Genomic DNA, 22,376 nt, shown 5'->3' on the forward strand with positions numbered 1-22,376 from the left:
ACGGGATGCGTGCAGTGGCGGTGACACTGGTCGTCCTGAGCCATGCCCACGTTCCCGGTCTCGCGGGCGGCTTCGTCGGTGTCGACATCTTCTTTGTGATCTCAGGCTTCGTCATCACCGGAGTGCTGGTGCGCGACAGCGATTCGGGCGCGCGCACGTTGTTGGCGCGGTTCTATGCCAGGCGTGCACGGCGGATTCTGCCGGCCGCCGGCGTCGTCGCTGTGGTGACGGTGCTCGTCACCTACGGCGTCCTCGGATTCATCCGAGGTTTCGCGACCGGAAGAGATGCGGTATCAGTCGCGTTCTTCGCGGCGAACTACCATTTCATCTCCATCGGCACCGACTATGCCCTCGCACGAACTCCGCCATCTCCCCTGCAGAATTACTGGTCCCTCGCAGTCGAGGAGCAGTTCTACATCGTCTTTCCTGCGTTGTGCCTCATGGCGTTCCGTTTGGGCCGCCACCGCTTCACCAGCACGCTCTTCGGGGTCATGGTCGCGCTAACGTCCGCCTCATACGTATGGTCCATCCATCTGACAGCCGCAAATGGGACCGCGGCATTCTTCTCGAGCGCGACACGCGCTTGCGAGCTGGGCATCGGTTGCCTGACTTTTCTTCTCGGCCCTTGGGTGCGAGCCCGGATCAGCGCCCAGTCGGCTTGCACCGCGGGATGGCTCGGAGTTGGGTTGATCACCTGGGCCGCAATCAAATTCGACCCTGGCACGCACTTTCCGGGGGCTCTCGTCGCTGTACCGGCTCTCGGGACCGCCCTGGCCATCCTCTCTGGCCCGTCACCGGGGCCTCGCGGTGTAGCGGCTCTGCTGCACACCCGTTGTTTCCAGTGGATCGGTTCATTGTCGTACAGCCTCTACCTGATTCATTGGCCTCTGTTCACGATCGCCGAACAATATGCGACCACGCCGCTTTCTGCACTCACACGCGTCGGCTTGACCGGCGCCGCAGTGCTATTGGCGGCGATCAGCTACGTGTCAATCGAGAAGCCCGTGTGGAAATCTCGTTACCTGTCGACTCGCCCATTCCTATCGCTCTGCATCTTCCCGGTTTTCGTCCTCGCGATCCTCGCGGTGGTACTCGCGGAGCAGTCCCACGCAGGATTACCGCTGAGGCTCTTCTGACGCCGCAGCGGGCACAGGTCACCCCATCGCCGGACGCAACGCGCCCTCCAGCACGCCCGAAAGGTAACGGGCATAGTCGTGTGTGGTGTGGTAGATGCCGGCGTACGCGACAACGCCCGCGATCACCGCCGGGCACGTCTGTGCACAGAACCAACGGGTCACGTCGACGTACAAGGCGCCCGTGGCAGCAGCTGCGTCCCTGAGAGCATCATTCGCGTACACCGGAACCACGTCGCTCGCCTTCTGCGCACACCGTGAAATGTCGCCGGAATTCTGGGCTAGGCATTCGCCTGCCGGTTCAGTGATATGCGGAATATCCCCGAGCAACACTGTTTTGGCGTCAGACGGTATCTGCTGGACGGTGGTGACGAGGGCATCCCGCCACATCTCCGGCGTGAACGTTCTTGTGGGACCGGCGATCCCCTTGTCACCGTCGTACCAGCCGGATAACACCACCATGTCGGGTTTCAACAACTTGATCTGATCCATCCGCCACTGCTGCCATGCGTTGCACTCCGTCAAGTCGCGCTTGAGTTGCCACTGGTAGTACGTCATGGTTGCGGGCCCGCAGTTGTCCTTGGCCAGCACGATGATTCGCCAGTCCGTCCTGCGGCCGACGTAGTCCAGCCCACGTGCCCACATCGACGCATTCGAGTCGCCGATCACCACCATCGTATGTGCGCCCGCCGGTGCCCCTACGGTGCACGGATTGAGATCGGTGAGCGAACTGACTTCGTAGTCGGGATTGCAGTCAGGCAGCGCCCACAAACTGCTGTCGTCTTCTGCCGACTTGACGAGTTCGTTCGGCGTGATCCACGCCGGAAGGTGTTTCGAGGTCTCCGCCTCTTTCACCGCTGCGATGACCTGGGCCTCGGTTGCGGGCACGCTGTCGAACTCCAACGCAGGTTTCTCACCGTTGCCACCCGGGTGACCGCAGCCGGCAATCGCGATGATCACGGCGAAGAAGGCGATACACAGCGGCCCGCCCCGTCCTGCCGCACCAGACCTGCTCACGCCGTCCTCCCGTATGCGGATGGGCAGCAACAAATGCACGTGTAGTCATCACTTGTCCTGACGCACACCATCTTGACAGCCGCAGAGCCCGAAGCGAAGATTCCCTTGAGTTGGGGGTGCCTTGAATTCAGCGCAAAGCGGCGTCTGCATTTGCGGACATGACCGCGCCTGCCACGAACACTACCGAGCAGGCTCAGAATGTGCCTTGTGCAGTGACTGCCTCCGGTACCGCTCGACCGATGCCGGGAAGCAGCGGTGGAAGTGGGCGAAAATGCGCTCTCGACCTCGGCGCTGACTGCGCCCGCTTGGACGTCCTCACGCACCACGGACGAAGGCGAGATCACCCGCGTCCGGAGGCTGCACCGCCTGCAATCGCGCATGCCCGGCAGGCACGGAATTACGGATGGTGCGGCGGTTACGAAATTCCGAGCCGATTGTGCTGAGCACACGCAACCCATCAGATACGGCATTGAGATTGCTGATCCCATGGATTCGGCTGTACTCGTGGCTGCAGACTTCGATCACGTTCAGCTTGCTGTCGGCGACGCGCACGTTGATGAGAGTCTCGATCTCGAAACCGTCGCCCCACTGCGCGCATTGGCCGGCGATACTGGGCAACCGCATTGAGTCCAAGCAGCGACGCCAGAATGCGTTGTAGCCGTAGCACAGGTCGGTGTACTTGGTCCCGAACAGCAGGTTGACCAGACCATTGAGTGCCTTGTTACCGAGACGACGGAACCGGGTGATGTCCTCGCTCCCACCGCCCTGGATGAAACGCGAACCCTTCGCGAAGTCTGCTCCTGCGATCAAGGCACCCACATAGCTCGGAATCTCGGCCGGGTCGGTGCTGCCGTCCGCGTCGAGCATCACGATGATGTCGCCGGACGCAGCGGCAAACCCGCACGCCAACGCATTACCCTTGCCGGTCCGCGTTTGATCGATATGTACGGCGCCAGGCCATAATTCACGCGCCACCGCGGCAGTGTTGTCCATCGACCGTCCGTTCACGAAGACGATCTCATCCACGTCGAACGGCATCCGCGCCGCGACGTGCGGCAGGTTCTTCTCTTCGTTCAGCGCCGGTATGACGACCGAAACCGACGGCCGAACCGCGAGGGGTGATGATGCGTCGCGGATGCAGCTGACGTTATCCATCGAGATCTCCTGACCGATGTCGCGGGAACACGTTCCGAGGTGCGTGCATCAGGCCGTGCGGGTCCACAACCGCGCGACCGACCGCAGAGACTCCCACTCCACATGAGTTAGCTGAAGATGCAGTTTCAGTCCCCGCACCCACAGGACGGACCGGGACCACCACACGCCCATCGAATAGCGATGAGAGGAAGTCGATTTCAGTCATCATGAGACCTCTTTTTCCGACCACCCCGATGCAGTCGGTGACTTTATGGTGATCCTTTTATGCAGGTAAGTCAATGTTTGCCAAAACTAGGACGACCGAAAAAGAAGGACGAAGTGGCCGCGAAAATCACACCGGATTACAGGCAAAATATTCGGCAGAAATTTGTCTCACCAGAAGAATAGATCGACCGACAGGCGATGAAAACGCATCAACGAATGCCGATAATTCATCTATCTGAGCACGTCAGACCATATTTTTCTTGCCCAATTGACTACATGGATGCATTTCGACAGGCAACACAGAACCACCCACCTCACGCCGATTCGGCGCGCCAGCACCACCCCTGAACCAACAACGCGATGCCCGTATGTAACTATTTACGCATTTGCTGTATTTGCGGCGTCACAGAAATTCATACCTTCGGACTACCCCGGATTCAAAAAATCACGAGCCGGAAATCGAACCACAGCCGGCTTCGCGATACGGTCGACGCTCAGCGCGTCACCAGCGCCGCAAGCCACCATCCCGACGGCAAGAAAGCTGGCCGAAAGGTTGGCTGTATACGTTTGCTGCTGTTGCGGCTGCGGCAGGCGCGCGGACCGATCAGTCGCGCTGCGGGACCGGGAGGACCACGTTGCCGTTGACTCGATCAGGAGCGGCCGTAGCGTCAGCCGCGGCATGCCGGCCGCCAGACGAGGCATCGTTATTACCTTCGCCCGCAATCGATTCCGTAGGCAACACGGCATCGCCCTCCGGCGCGGCACCGACAGCAGGTTCAGGCGCGCCGGCATCGGCTTTGCGGCGAAGGACGCGTCGCGTCGCCGAACTGAGCCGCCTGTGCACCTCGTCCGCCAGTGCCTTCGACCGTTCCCACGGCACGAACGACAGGTACAGCACGAATATGGCCAGCGAGAAGAATCCCACGACCATGGTCAGGAGGATGGTCAGATGCAGGAACACGCCAGCAATCAAAACTCTTGTGCGCCAACGCTTGTTCCATACAAGAACACCGATGGAGAACTCGACCAACAGGGTGCCCCACGTCATTGCGTTGCCGATCAGTGGGCTGGTCGACACCCACGCAGGGCTCGGCAGCAGCAGCATGTCGTCGAGTCGCAACGTGTACGAAACGGCACTGCCGTTCTGCCACGTGTCACCGTGGAGCTTCGCGATGACCGTGGTGATGTAGATGATCGATATCTGCACCTGCATCAGGCGCAGCGGCCACACCTTGATGTCCTGCGCGGACCAGAAGGATCCGAAGTGACGACGCTGGTCCAGCGACAGCGCCGCACCGCATGGCGACAGCGCCAAATACAGTGACAGGATGCGGATCAACCCGTCTCCCGAGTTGAAGATCCAGGGATTGCGGCGCTCGAACGACATGATCATCAGAAACACCAGGAAGGTTGCCAACTTGGTGTGCCAGCCGACGATCATGACCAGCGACGCCACCATCAGCACGATCCAGCCGGCCAGCAAGGCCGTGTCGCCCGGCCAGCGGTAGAACACGCCCCACAGGAATTCGTACGTCGGTGGCTGCGGCACAATGCCGTTGACGCTGAACTTGTCGTACAGGTCCATCCCGAGCTCGAGTGACCACAGGAAAGCCAAGACGCCGAAGGCAATCCGAATGATCCCCAGCGTGTAGGCAGGCTCCGTACTGAACCAGAAGGTCCGCCAACCCTGCACCGCGCTGCGGCCCGATTCACGCAACATTGCCACCGGAGCGATCATGACGCGGGCCCAAACTTCCAGTCGTACAAGATCTTCTGCTCATGCTCTTCTGGAGCATTGGAACCCGGGGGCCGAAGCTTTCGGCTATCGGCAAAGATGGTCACGCCCACCGGATGCTCCCCCGGCTGCATCAATTTCCGGACGACCCACATCGCATATGCCGGACGGGTAACCGGCTCATTGATCAATGCTTCTTTGAACTTGCGCCACCGGTCCCAGTAGAACTGGCCCACCAGTGACCGGTCGCCTTCGAGTTTCCACACCCGCCGCGCACCACTGTCGTAGAGCACAGCCGTTTCCACTTCCGGCACCGACAGCGGCGGGTTCGGGGAGAACATTCCCCATGTCTGGTCCAGGCCGGTGAAGCGCGCTATCGGCTGCAGCTCCGGCATCATCACGTCCTTGATGGGCGAGGCGGGGATAGTCCAGACCACCGCCACCATCAGCACGATGATGATGCCGAAGCTGGCGAGTGCCTCCCGCAGGTTGGACCTGCGGGAGGCGTGCCGCCCCAGCGACTTTTCTGCCAAACGTCGCGAACGGGACATTCTCAGCATGGTAGAACCGGCAAACCCTAGATCTGGACGTTTCCGCCAGTCAGGATGCCCAAGACGCCGTTACCGACGTTCACCACGAAGTCCAGGATGCTCTGCAGGAGACTGAAGAGGAAGCTGAACAAGTTGCCCCCAGGCGCAGGGGTTCCCGTGGTTGAACTTGCCGTGGTCGAACTCGCGGTGGTCGAACTTGCCGTGGTCGAACTCGCCGTGGTCGTCGACGGGCCGGTGGTTGACGAGTTGCCGTTCGACGAGTTGCCATTCGAACTCGACGACTGACCGTTCGAGCTGGACGACTGACCGTTCGAGCTGGACGACTGACCGTTGGAACTCGACGACTGGCCGTTCGACGACGAGGACTGGCCGTTCGAACTCGACGACTGACCATTCGAGGAGGACGACTGGCCGTTCGAGGACGACGACTGACCATTGGAACTCGATGACTGACCATTCGAGCTGGACGACTGGCCGTTCGAGGACGAGGACTGGCCGTTCGAACTCGATGACTGACCGTTCGAGGACGAGGACTGACCGTTCGAACTCGACGACTGACCGTTCGAGGACGAGGACTGGCCGTTCGAACTCGACGACTGACCATTCGACGACGAGGACTGGCCGTTCGAGGACGACGACTGACCATTCGAGGACGTACCGCCAGTTGAAGTCGACGAAGACGACTGACCGTTCGAGGACGAGGACTGGCCGTTCGAGCTGGACGACTGACCATTCGAGGACGACGACTGACCATTCGTCGACGTACTGCCAGTCGAAGTCGACGAAGACGACTGACCATTCGAGGACGAGGACTGGCCGTTCGAGCTGGACGACTGACCATTCGAGGACGACGACTGACCATTCGTCGTCGACTGACCAGTATTGCCGGTCGTGGTCGACTGACCGTTCGAGCTCGACGACTGCCCGTTCGAAGACGACGACTGACCATTGGTACTCGTCGACGAAGTCGACTGACCACTCGAACCAGTCGAACTCGACGACTGACCGTTCGAAGACGACGACTGACCGTTCGAACTCGACGACTGACCATTGGTACTCGTCGACGAAGTCGACTGACCACTCGAACCAGTCGAACTGGACGACTGACCGTTCGACGAAGACGACTGACCATTCGAACTCGACGACTGACCGTTAGAAGACGACGACTGACCGTTCGTCGTACTCGGAGCCAAGGGAAGGTCGCCGACCGTCCCGTAGCCCACTGATGCAAGCTCCACTCTGTAGTCGTTGGTTGGCAGCTGGCAGTAGACGCCAGCGGTGATTGCTAGAGAGCCGGCGAGCAGCCTGGCTCCCGCTCGGCGAACCGGGTACGTCGGCCGCACCTTGGATCCCGCCGAAGTTGAATCTTTTTCACTCATCATCAGGCTCCTCTCCGGCCGCCCCGATGCCGCCGGAATTCCAATGTTGGACCTGCATTTGCCAATAGTCAACGTTCGCTGAGAAAGCAATGTGATATCTACCATGGTGGAATATTCCTCACGAACAGAGTCGAATTCAACGGTCTCGACTAATCAAGATCGAGAATCAAAAATAATTTACAGCAACAGATAATTAACGTACGAGCAGTATGTTCTGTACTCACTTTCCATCATATGAGCAGGTAGATGGCCCGTTTTTTGGGCTAAATAACACCAAAGAAGCATTTTCAGCAATCCCCCAGCTTCGCCAATGCTGACGCCCAGCCGATCTTGAACCACCCGGACTACGGCTCAGACCGCAGATTTAGAGGCAGTAATTGACCTGATTGCGTAAATGTTTGCCGTTCGCGAGAAATTAACCCGGAGGAGTCAGCTGTTACGTAAATCGGCTACTCGAATACGGGCTCCGGCACCACCGCGCGCCGCGCCGGGGAGACCTCCCGCCCCAAGGCGCCAAACGCCCAGACCCTGCCCATGAACCGATACGGGCCGTACCAAGAAAGAGAATTTGCTGAAACCGGCCGTTGCCTACGGATCGCGGCGGGTTACCGCCACGAGCGCCAGCAAGAACACCGCCGCCGCAACCGCGGCGAAGTAGAGGGCCGCGCCGGCGGGTCCCCACCACAACGAGAACGTCTGGAACCAGGGAGTCTTCGTGAAGGTGTACGCGTTCCCGAAGGGCAGCCACGGCCCGACTCGTGCACCGACCTGAGGCAGCGCACCGAGCACCGGCTCCACGACGAACGGCATCAGCAACACCACCGCGACCACCGCCGCGGCGTGCCGCAACAAGCCGCCCAGACCGACCGCCAGAACGGCTCCCAGCACGGCATACAGGGACATCGCACCGATGGCGCGCCACACCTCGGTGCTCGCGAAGGACAACTCATCCCCCTGCTCGGCGGTCACCAATGACGCCGCGAACGCGATCGAACCCGCCACCATGAGCGCGGTGACGACAGCGGAAAGCGCCGCCATCACAATCGCTTTCGCCGCCAGCGCCCACGCTCTGTTGGGGGTGGCCAGGAACGTCGTGCGGATCATGCCGGAGCGGTATTCACCGGTGACCGACATCGCGGACAGGATCATCAGCACCGGCACCCCGAAGACACTGACGCCGATGGCCGCCCGCTCCGGCTTGAGCACCCCGTGGGGACCCAGCGCGGCCGCCTGGATCGCGGCGAAACCCAGCCCCAGAACCACCACCGTCAGGATGAGCCAGATCGGCGATCGGGTGGTCTGCAGCTTGATCCGTTCGGCGTTGATGGTCATGGCGCACCCACTGCCCGGTAGTCGACGGCGTCGTCGGTCAGTCGCATGTACGCCTCCTCCAACGAGGCCTGCTGGGCGGCCAGTTCGTGCAGCACGATTCCGTGGCCGGCAGCCAACTCCCCCACCTGCTCCGTCGAGATTCCGCGAACCAGCAGCACGCCGTCCGCCAATTGCGCCGACGCGTCCTGCGCCGTCAGCAACTCTTGAAGACGCTCCAGCTGCGGGCTACGCACCCGAATGGTGTCGCTCCCGGAGCTGGTCAGGAACTCCGCCATGGTGCTCGAGCTGATCAACTGTCCCCGCCCGATCACCAGCAGCCGGTCCGCGGTGTTCGCCATCTCGGCCAGCAGATGACTGGACACCAACACCGTCCGGCCCTCAGATGCCAAGTCGCGCATGAGCGTCCGAATCCACCTGATGCCCTCGGGGTCCAGCCCGTTCACCGGTTCGTCGAACAGCAGCACTTCGGGATCACCCAACAGCGCCACGGCGATGCCCAACCGCTGCGACATCCCGAGCGAGAATGTGCCGGCCTGTTTACCCGCGACATCGGTCAATCCGACGATGTTCAGCACTTCATCGACGCGGGCCTTCGGCAGCTTGTTGCTGGCGGCCAGCCACCGCAGGTGAGCGCGCGCCGTGCGGTTGGGATGCACCTGCCGGGCATCGAGCAGGGCACCGACGCTGCGCAGCGGATGCTTCAGGTCGTGATAAGTCTTGCCGAGCACCGTCGCGGTGCCGGAGGTCGGTCTGTCCAGCCCGACGATCATGCGCATCGTGGTGGACTTGCCGGCGCCGTTCGGTCCGAGGAAACCGGTGACGAAACCGGGCTCGACGGAACAGGTCAAATCATCGACGGCACGTTTGCGCCCGAAAACCTTTGTCAATCCCGTCAGCTGGATCATCGCCGGACAACCCCCTTGCCTGATGGCACGGCCATCAGGCGCACGATACGCGTTCGATCACCATCTGCGCGACGGCGCGCATACCCGCGGCATTGGGATGTAATGGCGCCACCCGGCCCGGCAGCGGCAGGTGGAACGCCGTGGTCCAGGGATCGGCCGACCACGCGTGGTGTTCGCGGCTGGCATCGGCGACCGGCACCAGTTCACATCCCGTGTCCGCGGCGGCCACGGCCGTCAGCTCGGCCAGCCGGGCAGCGATGTGCCGGCCCAGATCGGCATCGGCCGCACCGATGGGTGGCGCAGGCACACCGGCCGGCGGCAGCAGCGTCAGGTAGTCGACGAACAGCACCCGGGCCTGCGGTGCACGTCGACGTACTTCTCGCCCAACGGTTTTCAACGACTCACCCACGGCTTCGAGGGCCTGGTCCCGCGCCGTCGCATCGAGTTGCCCGCGCAGCAACGCACCGATGAGGGGCACCGACCGCAGGAACCGGGGCAGGCAGGCGGCCCCGAGCATCGGCACATAACCGGCGTCGTTGCCGCCGATGGTGATGGTGATCAGCGACTCCGATCCGTCGAGCGCGTCCACCTGCGGCGGCTCGCCGAACTGCCGTTCGGTGAGCACGTGGGCGGTGGTGGCACCCGAAAACGTCACGTCGACAAGGTCGTAACCGAGGCGGTCGGCGACCAGGTGCGGGTAGTTGACCGCCGACCTGCCGGATCGCTTCGGCGCCCCGGGAGCGCCCGGCGCGATGCCGGGCCCGGCGGCCATCGAACTACCGAGGGCGACGTACCGCGCGGTCATAGCGCCGGGCTGGATGCCTGTGCCCAGAACCGCTTGGGCACGCGACCGGCCCGCGACGCCAGCCGGCCCGCGGTGACCGCGGCGGCCATGGCGGCGGCCATCATCGGAGGGTCGGCGGCCCGGGTCACCGCGGTCGCGAGAAGCACTGCGTCACAACCCAGTTCCATGGCCAAGGCGGCATCACTTGCCGTGCCGATGCCGGCGTCGAGCACCACCGGCACTCCGGCGGCCGCGACGATCATCTCGATGTTGTGCGGGTTGGAGATACCCAGCCCGGTGCCGATCGGCGCGCCCAACGGCATCACCGCGGCGCAGCCGGTGTCCTCCAGTCGCCGCGCCAACACCGGGTCGTCGTTGGTGTAGGGCAGGACGATGAAGCCGTCGTCCACCAATTGTTCTGCGGCGCGCACCAATTCGATGGCGTCGGGCAACAGGGTGCGCTCGTCGGCGATCACTTCGAGTTTCACCCAGTTGGTCTGCAACGCCTCACGCGCCAGCTGCGCCGTCAGTACCGCTTCGGCCGCACCGCGACAACCGGCGGTGTTGGGCAACGCCGCGATGCCGAGCTTGTTCAGCAGATCGAGTACACCGGTACCGGTTTCGGCGTCGACGCGCCGCATCGCGACCGTGGTCAGCTCGGTACCCGAGGCGACGAGCGCCTCCTCCAGGATCGACAGATTCGCCGCACCGCCGGTACCCATGATGAGCCGGGATGCGAATTCCCGGTCGGCGATACGCAAGACGTCGGCTGACGTACAGACCTCAGCCACCTTGCACCGCCGTCACGACCTCGATCTTGGCACCCTCGGCCAGGACGTCGTCCCATTCCGACCGCGGCAGCACCGTCCAGTCGACGGCGACGGCGATGCCCTTGTCCGGAAAGCCCAGTGTGCCAATCAATTCGGCTACCGTGGTGCCCTCGCGAATCTCCACGCTCTCGTTGTTGACCGTGATCAGCACAGTGCCACCTTCTCTCTCGCATCGCCGGCCAGCAGTTCCGAAACCCGTTGTGCGGTCCACGCGGACAGCAGAAAACCGTTGCGCCCGTGACCGGTGGCCGCCAGGGTGCGGTCATCGAGCCAGCCCACGATCGGCAGGCCGTCCGGGGTCATCGGCCGCAGTCCCGCAGCGCATTCGGCCAGTTCGTATTCGCCGAGCGCGGGTATCACCGCGCAGGCGTCATCAAGAATGTCCCGCACGCCGGTGACCGAAGGCGCGGTGTCGCGGCCGTGCTCGTACTGCGTGGCACCCGCGACCACACCGTCCGCACGGGGCACCAGATACACCTGCCGGCCGTGCACCCGAGCGCGAATCACCCGCTGCGGCACCGGCATACAGCCCTTGCGCCACCGCAGCCGCAGAATCTCGCCCTTCACCGGACGCACCGGCAGGCCGGGCCACAGTGCCGGGGCGTCGATGCCGTTGGCCAGCACGGTGATGTCGGCGTCGCGCGTCTCGTCCAGTGACGCGACCGGCCCGGCCCATTGCACACCCAGGCGGTCGCAGTGCGCGATCAGGCCCTCGACCACCAGCCGGTTGTCGACAGCAAGTTCGGTCTCCGCCCGGAAGCCGTGCCGAATCCCCTGCGCCAGCAGGGGTTCGACGTCACGGGCGGCGGTGGTCACCGTGACGGGATGCCCCTGCGCCGCCAGCCAGTCGGCGACGGTACGCACGTCGCTCGCGTCCGCCCGGTCGACCGCCACCACCAGCGAGTCGCGCGCCGTCACCACGTCGTCGGGCAGGCCGTCGAGAAAGCCGTCATGCCACAGCGCCAGGGAATCCAGTCCCAGCTGCAACTGGTCCTGCTCACCCGGCCAGCCCTCGGAGTGCGGCGCGAGCATGCCGCCGGCCACCCATGAGGCACCGGGCTCCTCGGCGCGGTGCACGCGCACGGACCAGCCGTCGAGTGCCGCGCGGCGCGCCACGGCCAGGCCGATGACGCCGCCTCCAATGACGGCAATGCTCGACGGCACGATCCCTTCCTCCCTTCGCCGGCATGATCCGGATCAGGTGTGACGGTAAGGGCTGGCGACCCCACTCTCAGCCCCCGGTCCTGGGACTCCCGTGTTGCGGCGTCCACGGTAGTCGTTACCGTCGCGCTGTGTCTAAAGCCACCCAGCGTCTGCAGTCCGCGTCCCTCTATCTGTGCACCGACGCCCGCCGGGAGCGTGGTGACCTGGCCGAGTTCGCCGACGCGGCACTCGCCGGTGGCGTGGACATCATCCAGTTGCGGGACAAGGGCTCGGCCGGTGAAGCGCAGTTCGGCCCGCTCGAGGCCAAGCAGGAGCTGGAAGCGCTCGAGGTGCTCGCCGACGCGGCACGGCGGCACGGCGCGCTGTTCGCGGTGAACGACCGGGCCGACATCGCCCGCGGCGCGCACGCCGACGTGCTGCACCTGGGCCAGGACGATCTGCCGCTGCCGCTGGCCCGCGAGATCGTCGGGCCGGATCCGTTGTTCGGCCGCTCGACGCACGACGAGCAGCAGCTGGCGGTCTCGGTGACCGAGGATGTCGACTACTTCTGCGTCGGCCCGTGCTGGCCGACGCCGACCAAGCCGGGCCGCACCGCGCCGGGCCTGGATCTGGTCCGGGCGGCGGCCGCCACCGGCACCGACAAACCGTGGTTCGCCATCGGTGGCATCGACCTTGCGCGTGTCCCCGAGGTGGTGGCCGCCGGTGCGCGGCGCATCGTCGTGGTCCGGGCGATCACCGCTGCCGACGACCCGGCCGCGGCGGCCCGGGCACTCAAGCAGGCGCTGCCTACGAACTGAGCGGGATACCCGCCGTCACGCTGCGCAGCTGTTCCCAGCTGGCGGCGAATCCGGGATGCAGCGGCAGCGACGCGACGTCGTCCTCGGAGACCCACCGCAGCTCGACGCTCTCCCGGTTGGGCACCGTCTCGAGTTGTTCGGGCGCGTCGGCGATCACCGTGGTGTAGGTCCACACCTCACCGAGCGCGATCGCGGTGACGACGGTGGTCCTGACCGTCAGCTGTTCGGCCAGCAGACCGGCCTCTTCGTAGGCCTCGCGGACCGCGGCCTCCTCGACCGTCTCGTGGCTGTCGCGCGCCCCACCCGGCAGTGCCCAGGTACCGCCTTGATGGCTCCACGGCGCGCGGTACTGCAGCAGCACCGCCGCTCCGCCACCCGGCTGCGGCGCCCGCAGCAGAAGTCCGGCCGCGCCGTGGCGACCCCAGAAGTGGGAGCCGTCAGCCGCGAGCACCCATCCGTCACCGTCGCCCTGCACGAAACCCACAATAAGGACTTCGCGGAAGATTTGGGCACCGGGCCGACCGGGAATCCACCCCCTACGCGCCGCAAGCTCTTAGACTTCTATTAAACGAGTTCGGCAGGGTCAACGGGTCAGGAAAGTTGAGGTCGGCGCACACGTGACGGTGGAGTTGGCGCACCCTTCGACCGAGCCCGTGGTGTCTCGGACGCCCGGGACCCCCGCGCACACTCGATGGTGGTTCATGTGGACCACGCCCGGCCGCATCCTGCTGATCGGGTTGATGCTCGCCAGCCTGGTCCTGGCCTGCGCCTTCGCGACCTCGACCACGATCCACGCCCGCCAGCAGGCCCTGACCACGGTGCTCGACCACACCGAGCCACTGGCGTTCGCGGCCGGCCAGCTCTACACCACGCTGTCGGTCGCCGACGCCGCCGCCGCCACCGCCTTCATCGCGGGTTCGGAGCCGGTGGATGTCCGGCAGCGCTACGAGCAGGCCATCACCGACGCCGCGGTCGCGGTCACCGCCGCGTCCAGCGGCCTGACCGACGAACCGATGGTGAAAGTGCTCGGGCACATCAATGCCGAGCTGGCGGTCTACACCGGCCTGGTGGAGACGGCCCGGACCAACAACCGTGCGGGCAACCCGGTGGGTTCGTCGTACCTGTCCGAGGCCTCGTGGCTGATGCAGACGCAGATCCTGCCCGACGCCCAGCGGCTCTACGAGAACACGTCGGCGCGCGTGAACTCGGAGACCAGCGGCTCGTCGCAGGTGCCCGCGCCGGTGATCCTCGTGGTCGCGGCGACGCTGATGTTCGGCTTCTTCTCGAACCGGTGGCTGGCCCAGCACACCCGCCGTCGCGTCAACATCGGTTTCGTCGCCGGCGGCATGGCGGTGCTGATCATGATCATCTGGATCGGGGCGACCCTCATCATCTCGACCACGGACACCCGGCATGCCCGCAACGCCGCCGCGTCGCTGCAAACCGTGACGAGCATGGCCATCACGGCGCAGCAGGCCCGCGCGGACGAGACGCTGTCGCTGATCCGGCGCGGCGACGAGAGCGTCCGCAAGCAGTCCTACTACCACCGCGTCGACGATCTCCAACGGCGGCTGGCGGAGTACATGCGGCGCCCCGACGCGATCGGCAAGAACGACCTGTCGGGCGCCGATCAGCTGATCCGCCGCTGGCGCGCCGCCGACGACCGGATCAACGCCTACATCTCCACCGGCAATTACCAGTCCGCCACCCAAGTGGCCCTGGGCACCAGCGAAGACGATTCGACGCCGGCCTTCGACAAGCTCGACGAAGCCCTTTCGAAGGCCATCGACGAAAGTCGCAAGCAGCTGCGCAGCGACATCCTGAACGGGCGCCAGGCTCTGTCCGGCGCGACGGTCGGCGCGGCGGCATTGAGCCTCGCCGCGGCACTCGCGGTGGCGCTCGGGCTGTGGCCGAGGTTGAGTGAATACCGATGAGTTTCACGATGCGTTCCCGGTTGGTCCTGGCGATGGTCGCGGTGCTGGTGGCCGCCGGCTGCGGCGAGGCCCCACCGCCCGTCGCGCCGCAGAACATCACCATCGCGCCGCCGACACCCGCGGGCATGGAGGTGCAGACCGCGGTTCCGGACCTGGGCCCGGAGGACAAGTCGGACTGCACCGCGAGCCTGCGGCCGTTCCCGACGCCCGAGGCCGCCGCGGCGGCCGTCACCAACATCAAGGAGCGCGGCCGGCTGATCGTCGGCCTCGACATCGGCAGCAATCTGTTCACGTTCCGTGACCCGATCACCGGACAGATCACCGGATTCGACGTCGACATCGCCGGTGAGGTGGCCCGCGACATCTTCGGCACCCCGTCCCAGGTCGAGTACCGGATCCTGTCGGACAACGACCGGATCTCGGCGCTGCAGCACAACCTCGTCGACATCGTGGTGAAGACCATGAGCATCACCTGCGACCGGCGCAAGCTCGTCAACTTCTCGGCCGAGTACTTCTCGGCCAAACAACGGATCCTCACCACCCGCACCTCCGACATCCGCCGAGCCACGGATCTGCCGGGCAAGCGGGTGTGCGTCGTGAAGGCCACCACCTCGAAGGCACGCCTGCAGCGCATCACCCCGCCGCCGGTCCTCGTGGAAGCGGTGACCTGGGCGGACTGCCTGGTGGCGTTGCAGCAGCGGCAGGCCGACGCCGTGTCGACCGATGACGCGATCCTGGCCGGCCTGGTGGCGCAGGACCCGTACCTGCACATCGTCGGCCCCAACATGGCCGAGGAGCCCTACGGCATCGGCATCAACCTCAACAACACCGGGCTGGTGCGGTTCGTCAACGGGACGTTGGAGCGGATTCGCCGCGACGGCACGTGGAACACTTTGTACCGCAAGTGGTTGACCGTGCTGGGCTCGACGCCGAACCCGCCCGTACCGAGGTACAGCGACTGATGTCCGAAAGCGAAGCGACGACAGGCCCGGTGGATTCGGGCCCCGACACCGACCCGGGCACCCAGGCCGTCGAGGTGACGTGGGATTCGCTGGCCACGATGCGGCCGATGGGCACGCAAGCGGTGTTCCGGCCACTGTTCGACGACTCGATCAGCATTCCGGTGGAGGCGCGATCCGTGCCCTCTCAACGGGATTCGGGAGCGACCAGCGTCGTCACCGCGACCACCCGGGTCTCCCCCGTCCGGCGCCTGGGCGGCGGTCTGGTCGAGGTGCCGCGGGTGGTGGACCAGGATCCGCTCGCCGCGTTGATGACCGATCCCGTGGTGGCCGAGGCCAAACGGTTCTGTTGGTCCTGCGGCAAGCCGGTCGGCCGCTCCGAGAACGGCGAACCCGGCCAGTCGGAAGGCTCCTGCCCGCACTGCGGCGCCGCGTATTCGTTTCTGCCGCAACTGAGTCCGGGCACCATGGTGGCCGACCAGTACGAGGTCAAGGGCTGCATCGCCCACGGTGGACTGGGCTGGATCTACCTGGCGCTGGACACCAACGTCAACAACCGACCGGTGGTGCTGAAAGGCCTGGTGCATTCCGGTGACGCCGAGGCGCAGGCCATCGCCATGGCCGAGCGACAGTTCCTGGCCGAGGTCACCCATCCGGCGATCGTGAAGATCTTCAACTTCGTCGAGCACGCCGACAAGCACGGTGACCCGGTGGGCTACATCGTGATGGAGTACGTCGGCGGCACCTCACTGAAGCCATCCAAAGGCGCCAAACTGCCGGTGGCACAGGCCATTGCGTACATGCTGGAGATCCTGCCGGCACTGGGCTACCTGCATTCGGTCGGGCTCGTCTACAACGACCTCAAACCCGAGAACATCATGCTCACCGAGGAGCAACTCAAGCTCATCGACCTCGGCGCGGTGTCGCGCATCAACTCGTTCGGATTCCTCTACGGCACACCGGGTTACCAGGCGCCGGAGATCGTCCGCACCGGGCCGACGGTCGTCACCGACATCTACACCGTCGGCCGCACCCTCGCAGCCCTGACGCTGAACCTCAAGACCGACAAAGGCCGCTACGTCGACGGGCTGCCCGAGGACGATCCGATTCTGCTCCAATACGATTCGTTCGCCCGGTTGTTGCGCCGCGCGATCGACCCGGACCCACGCCGGCGGTTCGGCAGCGCCGAGGAGATGTCCGGGCAGCTGCTCGGCGTGCTGCGCGAGGTCGTCGCCCAGGACACCGGGACGCCGCGGCCGGGGCTGTCGTCGGTGTTCAGCCCGTCCCGGTCGACATTCGGGGTCAACATGCTGGTGGCCCACACCGACGTGTACATCGACGGGCAGCCACACACAGAGAAGATCACGGCGCCAGAGATCGTCCGCGCGCTGCAGGTGCCCCTGGTCGACCCGGCCGACGTCGGTGCGGCCGTGCTGTCGGCCAGTCTGCTGAGCCAGCCGGTGCAAACCCTGGATTCGCTGCGCGCAGCCCGCGAGGGGTCCCTCGATTCGGAAGGTGTGGACCTGTCCACGTCTGTCGAGCTGCCCCTGATGGAGGTGCGCGCACTGCTCGACCTCGGCGATGTGGCCAAGGCCAACCGGAAGCTGGAGAACCTGGCCGACCGGATCGGCTGGCACTGGCGGCTGGTGTGGTTCCGCGCGGTGGGCGAACTGTTGACCGGCAACTACGAGTCCGCGACAAAGGATTTCACCGAGGTACTCAACACGCTGCCGGGCGAACTGGCGCCGAAGGTGGCGTTGGCGGCCACCGCCGAACTGTCCGGATCGGAGGCCGAGCGGGCCTTCTATCAGACGGTGTGGAACACCGACAACGGCATCATCTCAGCCGGTTTCGGCCAGGCCCGGGTACAGGCGCTGGCCGGAGACCGCGAGGCCGCGGTGCACACCCTCGACGAAGTTCCGGCCACCTCACGGCATTTCACCACGGCACGACTGACCAGCGCCGTCACGCTGCTGTCGGCGCCGACCACCGCCGAGATCACCGAACGCCAAATCCGTGATGCCGCACGGCGAGTGGAGGCGTTGCCGGAAACCGAACCGCGCGTGCTGCAGATCCGGACGCTGGTCCTCGGCACGGCTCTGGACTGGCTGGCCGACCACACCGCCAGCACCAATCACATCCTCGGTTTCCCGTTCACCGAGCACGGTCTCCGGCTCGGCGTGGAGGCCTCCCTGCGCGGGCTGGCCCGCGTGGCGCCGACCAAGGCGCACCGCTACGCACTCGTGGACCTGGCCAACAACGTGCGGCCGATCAGTACGTTCTAGCGTGCGAGCGGCGCGGCGGCGTGTCGCCGCGCGGGTGCCGTCTGTCCTGCAACACATTCGAACTGGCGCCGTCAGCTTTCATTGACGGTCAGGGAAAGTTGACGGCTCTGGATCGAACATGCCAAGAGAGGAGAGCCGGGTCAGCGATAGCGGTCCCGCAGCTGCGGATCGTTCTGCCACCAGAGGCCGCTCGACGGCGCCTCGAGTTCCGGCTCGGGAGCGTCCAACTCGGCATCGACCTCCGCCGCCTTGCGCCGCTCGTCAGAACCCAAGGCGCGCATCAGCAGCAGGATGAACGGCACGCCCACGACGTCACCCAGAATCCACAGGATCCCGGCACCGTAGCTCTGGTCCTGGCGAATGCTCGGGCCGAACCCACGATGCAGCCCCGCGTAGTAGTCGTAGGCGATCACCGGGCCCAGCCACAGCACCAGCCCGAGGATGCCATCCCCGAGACCCTCGGCCACACTGATGCCGATGGACAACAGCGGCGGGTACCGCCGCGGCACCGGGTCGACCTGCAGGCGGGCATAGAAGTAGCCGAAACCGATACCCAGCAGGACAATTCGCGTCAGCGACGCGAGCGGGCCGGTCATCGAGGCGACGTACCACGGCGTCAGGTACAGCAGCCATGGCGTCACCAGCATCAGCACGGAGGTCACCGGGGGTGACAGAAGTACGCGCGCGACAACGGAATTCAGCACGGGGTCGAGCGTTGCTCCCATCAGCGAGACCGGCCGGCTCAGCGCGAGGAAGAACGGCACGAGGTACAGCAGGAACAGGACCTGCAGCGCGCGCACCCAGAACAGCAATGGCGCATATAGCGCGATGGCGCTGAGGGTGGCCACCGCCCAGACCGCGATGGCGATGCCGAAGCACCACCGCTGGGCCCGCGACATGCGTCGGCGCAGCCGCACCAGCGCACCGATGCCGAGCAGCATCAGCACCACGGCTACGGGGTCGAACGTCCCGGTCAGTAAGGGCACGAGCGCAAGCTACGCCCCCACCCTGGCAGGTTCCTTCAGTCCACCTGGCAGACGTCGACGCAGGCCCGCGCGATGGCCAGTTCTTCATTGGTGGGAATGACCAGCACACTCACCGGTGAGGTGTCGGTGGAGATCCGCCGGGCACCGCGGTTCGCGGAGAGGTTCCGCTCCTCGTCGACCTCGATGCCGAGCGCCAACAACCCGGCGAGCGCGTCGCGGCGGACGGCGGCGTCGTTCTCCCCCACACCTGCGGTGAAGGTGATGACGTCGGCTCCGCCCAGCAGCGCCAGGTATCCGCCGATGTACTTGCGCAGCCGGTGGATGTAGACGTCGTAGGCCAGCTGGGCCGCTTCGTCACCGTCATCCATGCGCTTGTGCAGCTCGCGGAAATCGGTGGCGCCGCCCAATCCCGATACGCCCGAGCGGCGGTTCAGCAGGACGTCGATGTCCTCGACCGACATCCCGGCGGCGCGTGACAGATACATGATGATGCCGGGGTCGACGTCGCCGGAGCGCGTCCCCATCACCAGACCCTCCATCGGCGTCATCCCCATCGAGGTGTCGATGGGCCGGCCACCGGCGATCGCCGACGCCGACGCCCCGTTACCGAGATGCAGGACAATCTGATTCACCGATTCGAGGGGCAGGCCGAGGAACTGCGCGGCCTGCTCGCTGACGTACTGGTGTGACGTGCCGTGGAAGCCGTACCGGCGAATGTGCCACTTGTCGGCGACATCCCGGTCGATCGCATACTCGGCGGCCGCCGCGGGCAGGTTGTGAAAGAAGGCCGTGTCGAACACCGCGACATGCGGCACATCCGGCAGCAGCTTGCGGGCCGCGTTGATACCCAGCAGTCCCGGCGGATTGTGCAGCGGCGCCAGCGGCGCGAGCTCTTCGAGTTCGGCGATCAGCTCGTCGCCGATCAGAGTCGGCCGGTAGAACCGCCGGCCACCATGCACGACGCGGTGACCGACACACGGGATCTCGCCGGCCGACACCCCGGCCGCACTCACCGCATCGAAGACCTCCTGCAGTGCCTTCGGGTAATCGTCCACCCGCTCGATGACGCCGTCGGCCAACGACTCGCCCGAAGCCGGTTGCACCAGGCGGTATTTCACCGACGACGAGCCGCAGTTGAGTACCAGTACCGGCCCGCTCATTTCGCTCCTTGAGCCTGAATCGCCGTGATGGCAACGGTATTGACGATGTCCTCGACGAGGGCGCCGCGGGACAGATCGTTCACCGGCTTGTTGAGCCCTTGCAGGACCGGGCCGATCGCGATGGCCCCGGCGCTGCGCTGCACGGCCTTGTAGGTGTTGTTGCCGGTGTTCAGGTCCGGGAAGATCAGCACTGTCGCACGGCCGGCGACCGGCGAATCCGGCATCTTGGTCGCGGCCACCGACGGCTCGACCGCGGCGTCGTACTGGATGGGCCCTTCGACCAACAGCTCCGGCGCCCGCTTGCGGACCAATTCCGTTGCCGCCCTGACCTTGTCGACGTCGGCGCCCGTCCCTGAATCGCCCGTCGAGTAGGACAGCATGGCCACGCGCGGCTCGATGCCGAACTGCGCGGCGGTCTGCGCCGAGCTGATCGCGATGTCGGCCAGCTGCTCGGACGTCGGGTCCGGCACGATGGCACAGTCGCCGTAGGCCAGGACCCGGTCCGCCAGGCACATCAGGAAGATGCTCGACACCGTCGAGATGTCGGGTGCGGTGCGGATGATCTCGAATGCCGGGCGGACGGTGTGCGCTGTGGTGTGCGCGGCACCGGACACCATGCCGTCGACCATGTTGTTGTGCACCAGCATGGTGCCGAAATACGAGACGTCGTGGATGATCTCGCGGGCCTGCTCGAGGGTCACGCCCTTCTTCTTACGCAGTTCGGCGTACTGCGCCGCGAACTGGTCGCACAGCTCGCTGGTGCGCGGATCGAGCACCACGGCAGCCGACAGGTCCAGGCCCAGCTCGGCAGCCCGCGCCCGCACCGCCGACTCGTCGCCGAGGATCGTGAGATCGGCGACCGAACGGGCGAGCAGCCGGCTCGCCGCCCGCAGAATCCGGTCATCGTCGCCTTCGGGCAGCACGATGCGGCGGCGGTCCGCGCGGGCCCGGTCCTGAAGCTGGTGCGTGAACATCTGCGGCGTGACGACCGACGGGATCGGAACTGCCAGCTGGGCAAGCAGATCCGCGACATCGACGTGCTCGTCCATCAAGGCCAGCGCGGTGTCGACCTTGCGCAGCGACGCCGCCGTCACCCGGCCCTTCGCCGTCGACGCGGCGCGGGCGGTGTCATAGGTGCCCAGATCGGTGGCCACGATGGGCAGCCGCAGGCCAAGGCCCGCAACCAGTTTGGCGATCGACGGATGCAGCGGCAGGCCGCCGTTGAGGATGAGGCAGGAGATCGACGGAAAACCCTCCGCCGCATGCGCACTGGCGATGGCCAGAACCACATCGGAGCGGTCGCCCGGCGTGATGACGGCCATGGACTCCCGCAGCCGCTCCAGACAGTGTTCGGCCGTCATCCCGGCGACCATCATCCCCATGACCTCGCGGGTCAGCAGCTCCTCGTCACCGCTGATCAACGTGCCCTGCACCGCGTCGCGCAGCTCCGCCACCGTCGGTGCCGCCAGCAGCGGCTCCTCCGGCAGCACATAGCTTTTCGGCGTGAAGCGCTGCAGCGCGGTGGCGACGTCGGCGAGTTCGTCAGGGGCGCACCGGTTGGCGACCACCGCGGCGGTGTGGGCGTGCTGGGCCGCGAGCTCGGCCAGGCACAGCTCGACCACGTGGGCCACCTCGGCGGGTGTGCGATCAGCGGCGCGCACCGAGAGCAACACGGGCGCACCGAGATTCACGGCGATGCGGGCGTTCATCGACAGCTCGCTGGGCGAGGCGACGTCGGTGTAGTCGCTGCCGACGATCACCACCGCTCCGCACTTGTCCGCGACGCGGTGGTAGCGATCGACGATGTCGGCGATCGCCGCATCGGGGTCGTCGTGCAACTGCTGGTAGGTGACGCCGGCACAGTCGTCGTACTCCAAGCCTGCGGTGCTGTGTGCGAGCAACAGGTCCAGGATGTAGTCGCGGTCGGACCCCGCGCGCACGATCGGGCGGAAGACCCCGACATTGGCGACCGTGGCCGCCAGTCGGTGCAACAGCCCTAGCGCGATGGTCGACTTGCCGGTGTCGCCTTCGGGTGAGGCGATGTAGATCGCGGTGGCGTCTGGCAC

20 protein-coding genes are annotated in these 22,376 nt (G+C 65.5%); 6 read left to right on the forward strand and 14 right to left on the reverse strand.

The genetic code is table 11. From position 1 onward, the window contains the following. Positions 1-14: 14 nt before the first annotated feature. Positions 15-1,136, forward strand: coding sequence for an acyltransferase family protein (locus tag BR47_RS30980; RefSeq protein WP_177127414.1), 1,122 nt, complete (start codon positions 15-17; stop codon positions 1,134-1,136). Positions 1,137-1,154: 18 nt separating this feature from the next. On the opposite strand, the gene BR47_RS0119810 is transcribed toward BR47_RS30980, so the two are convergent. The 4 genes from BR47_RS0119810 to BR47_RS0119825 all read right to left on the reverse strand — a co-directional run bounded on the left by BR47_RS0119810 (position 1,155) and on the right by BR47_RS0119825 (position 5,795). Next, positions 1,155-2,189, reverse strand: a complete 1,035-nt coding sequence (locus BR47_RS0119810; protein WP_141772276.1) for an SGNH hydrolase domain-containing protein — start codon at positions 2,187-2,189, stop codon at positions 1,155-1,157. Positions 2,190-2,465: 276 nt separating this feature from the next. After that, positions 2,466-3,305, reverse strand: a complete 840-nt coding sequence (locus BR47_RS0119815; protein ID WP_029120551.1) for a glycosyltransferase family 2 protein — start codon at positions 3,303-3,305, stop codon at positions 2,466-2,468. Between the two features lie 808 nt (positions 3,306-4,113). After that, positions 4,114-5,247: an HTTM domain-containing protein gene (locus tag BR47_RS0119820; RefSeq protein ID WP_029120552.1), complete on the reverse strand. Its 1,134-nt coding sequence runs from the start codon at positions 5,245-5,247 to the stop codon at positions 4,114-4,116. Further along, complete coding sequence (locus BR47_RS0119825) at positions 5,244-5,795, reverse strand: hypothetical protein (RefSeq protein ID WP_020100637.1); 552 nt, start codon at positions 5,793-5,795, stop codon at positions 5,244-5,246. Before BR47_RS0119825 ends, BR47_RS0119820 begins: the two co-directional genes overlap by 4 nt. A 156-nt stretch (positions 5,796-5,951) precedes the next feature. On the opposite strand from BR47_RS0119825, the gene BR47_RS34055 reads away from it, so the two are divergent. Next, on the forward strand, positions 5,952-6,080 hold the full coding sequence (locus BR47_RS34055; RefSeq protein WP_286154348.1) for a hypothetical protein: 129 nt from the start codon (positions 5,952-5,954) through the stop codon (positions 6,078-6,080). Positions 6,081-7,762: 1,682 nt separating this feature from the next. Here BR47_RS34055 and BR47_RS0119845 read toward each other — a convergent pair. The 6 genes from BR47_RS0119845 to thiO are packed head-to-tail and all read right to left on the reverse strand — an operon-like array spanning position 7,763 to position 12,192. Beyond that, entirely contained in the window at positions 7,763-8,506 is a 744-nt protein-coding gene (locus tag BR47_RS0119845) for an ABC transporter permease (RefSeq protein WP_029120553.1), read from the reverse strand. Next, complete coding sequence (locus BR47_RS0119850; RefSeq protein ID WP_029120554.1) at positions 8,503-9,411, reverse strand: ABC transporter ATP-binding protein; 909 nt, start codon at positions 9,409-9,411, stop codon at positions 8,503-8,505. The genes BR47_RS0119845 and BR47_RS0119850 overlap by 4 nt, the downstream gene beginning before the upstream one ends. A 34-nt stretch (positions 9,412-9,445) precedes the next feature. Beyond that, complete coding sequence (locus tag BR47_RS0119855; RefSeq protein WP_029120555.1) at positions 9,446-10,216, reverse strand: SGNH/GDSL hydrolase family protein; 771 nt, start codon at positions 10,214-10,216, stop codon at positions 9,446-9,448. Beyond that, positions 10,213-10,956, reverse strand: a complete 744-nt coding sequence (locus BR47_RS0119860; protein WP_263863807.1) for a thiazole synthase — start codon at positions 10,954-10,956, stop codon at positions 10,213-10,215. Before BR47_RS0119860 ends, BR47_RS0119855 begins: the two co-directional genes overlap by 4 nt. A 22-nt stretch (positions 10,957-10,978) precedes the next feature. Then, positions 10,979-11,176 (reverse strand): sulfur carrier protein ThiS, encoded by a 198-nt coding sequence (gene thiS / locus BR47_RS0119865; RefSeq protein WP_020100644.1) that lies wholly within the window; start codon positions 11,174-11,176, stop codon positions 10,979-10,981. Continuing rightward, a complete protein-coding gene (gene thiO / locus BR47_RS0119870) occupies positions 11,170-12,192 on the reverse strand; it encodes a glycine oxidase ThiO (protein ID WP_502685831.1) in 1,023 nt (340 codons plus the stop codon). The genes thiS and thiO overlap by 7 nt, the downstream gene beginning before the upstream one ends. Before the next feature lie 125 nt (positions 12,193-12,317). Between thiO and thiE the strand changes: the two genes are divergently transcribed. Further along, positions 12,318-12,986 (forward strand): thiamine phosphate synthase, encoded by a 669-nt coding sequence (thiE, locus tag BR47_RS0119875; protein WP_029120557.1) that lies wholly within the window; start codon positions 12,318-12,320, stop codon positions 12,984-12,986. Here thiE and BR47_RS0119880 read toward each other — a convergent pair. Beyond that, entirely contained in the window at positions 12,976-13,461 is a 486-nt protein-coding gene (locus tag BR47_RS0119880; RefSeq protein WP_029105044.1) for an NUDIX hydrolase, read from the reverse strand. The two genes, thiE and BR47_RS0119880, sit on opposite strands and share 11 nt — an antisense overlap. Before the next feature lie 142 nt (positions 13,462-13,603). Between BR47_RS0119880 and glnX the strand changes: the two genes are divergently transcribed. From glnX to BR47_RS0119895, 3 genes are read left to right on the forward strand one after another with little or no spacing between them, the layout of a single operon-like run. After that, entirely contained in the window at positions 13,604-14,920 is a 1,317-nt protein-coding gene (gene glnX / locus BR47_RS0119885; protein ID WP_029105045.1) for a protein kinase G-activating protein GlnX, read from the forward strand. Beyond that, complete coding sequence (locus BR47_RS0119890) at positions 14,917-15,882, forward strand: glutamate ABC transporter substrate-binding protein (protein ID WP_029120558.1); 966 nt, start codon at positions 14,917-14,919, stop codon at positions 15,880-15,882. Before glnX ends, BR47_RS0119890 begins: the two co-directional genes overlap by 4 nt. Beyond that, positions 15,882-18,164, forward strand: a complete 2,283-nt coding sequence (locus BR47_RS0119895; RefSeq protein WP_029120559.1) for a serine/threonine-protein kinase PknG — start codon at positions 15,882-15,884, stop codon at positions 18,162-18,164. Before BR47_RS0119890 ends, BR47_RS0119895 begins: the two co-directional genes overlap by 1 nt. A 140-nt stretch (positions 18,165-18,304) precedes the next feature. Here BR47_RS0119895 and BR47_RS0119900 read toward each other — a convergent pair whose 3' ends face one another. From BR47_RS0119900 to pta, 3 genes are all read right to left on the reverse strand, one after another. Further along, positions 18,305-19,105, reverse strand: coding sequence for a cytochrome c oxidase assembly protein (locus tag BR47_RS0119900; RefSeq protein WP_081633386.1), 801 nt, complete (start codon positions 19,103-19,105; stop codon positions 18,305-18,307). Positions 19,106-19,185: 80 nt separating this feature from the next. Further along, a complete protein-coding gene (locus BR47_RS0119905; protein WP_029120561.1) occupies positions 19,186-20,310 on the reverse strand; it encodes an acetate kinase in 1,125 nt (374 codons plus the stop codon). Then, entirely contained in the window at positions 20,307-22,376 is a 2,070-nt protein-coding gene (pta, locus tag BR47_RS0119910; protein ID WP_029120562.1) for a phosphate acetyltransferase, read from the reverse strand. The genes BR47_RS0119905 and pta overlap by 4 nt, the downstream gene beginning before the upstream one ends.

Origin of the sequence: Mycobacterium sp. UNC410CL29Cvi84, assembly GCF_000686745.1 — a bacterium.
In the GTDB taxonomy this organism is placed as follows: domain Bacteria; phylum Actinomycetota; class Actinomycetes; order Mycobacteriales; family Mycobacteriaceae; genus Mycobacterium; species Mycobacterium mucogenicum_B.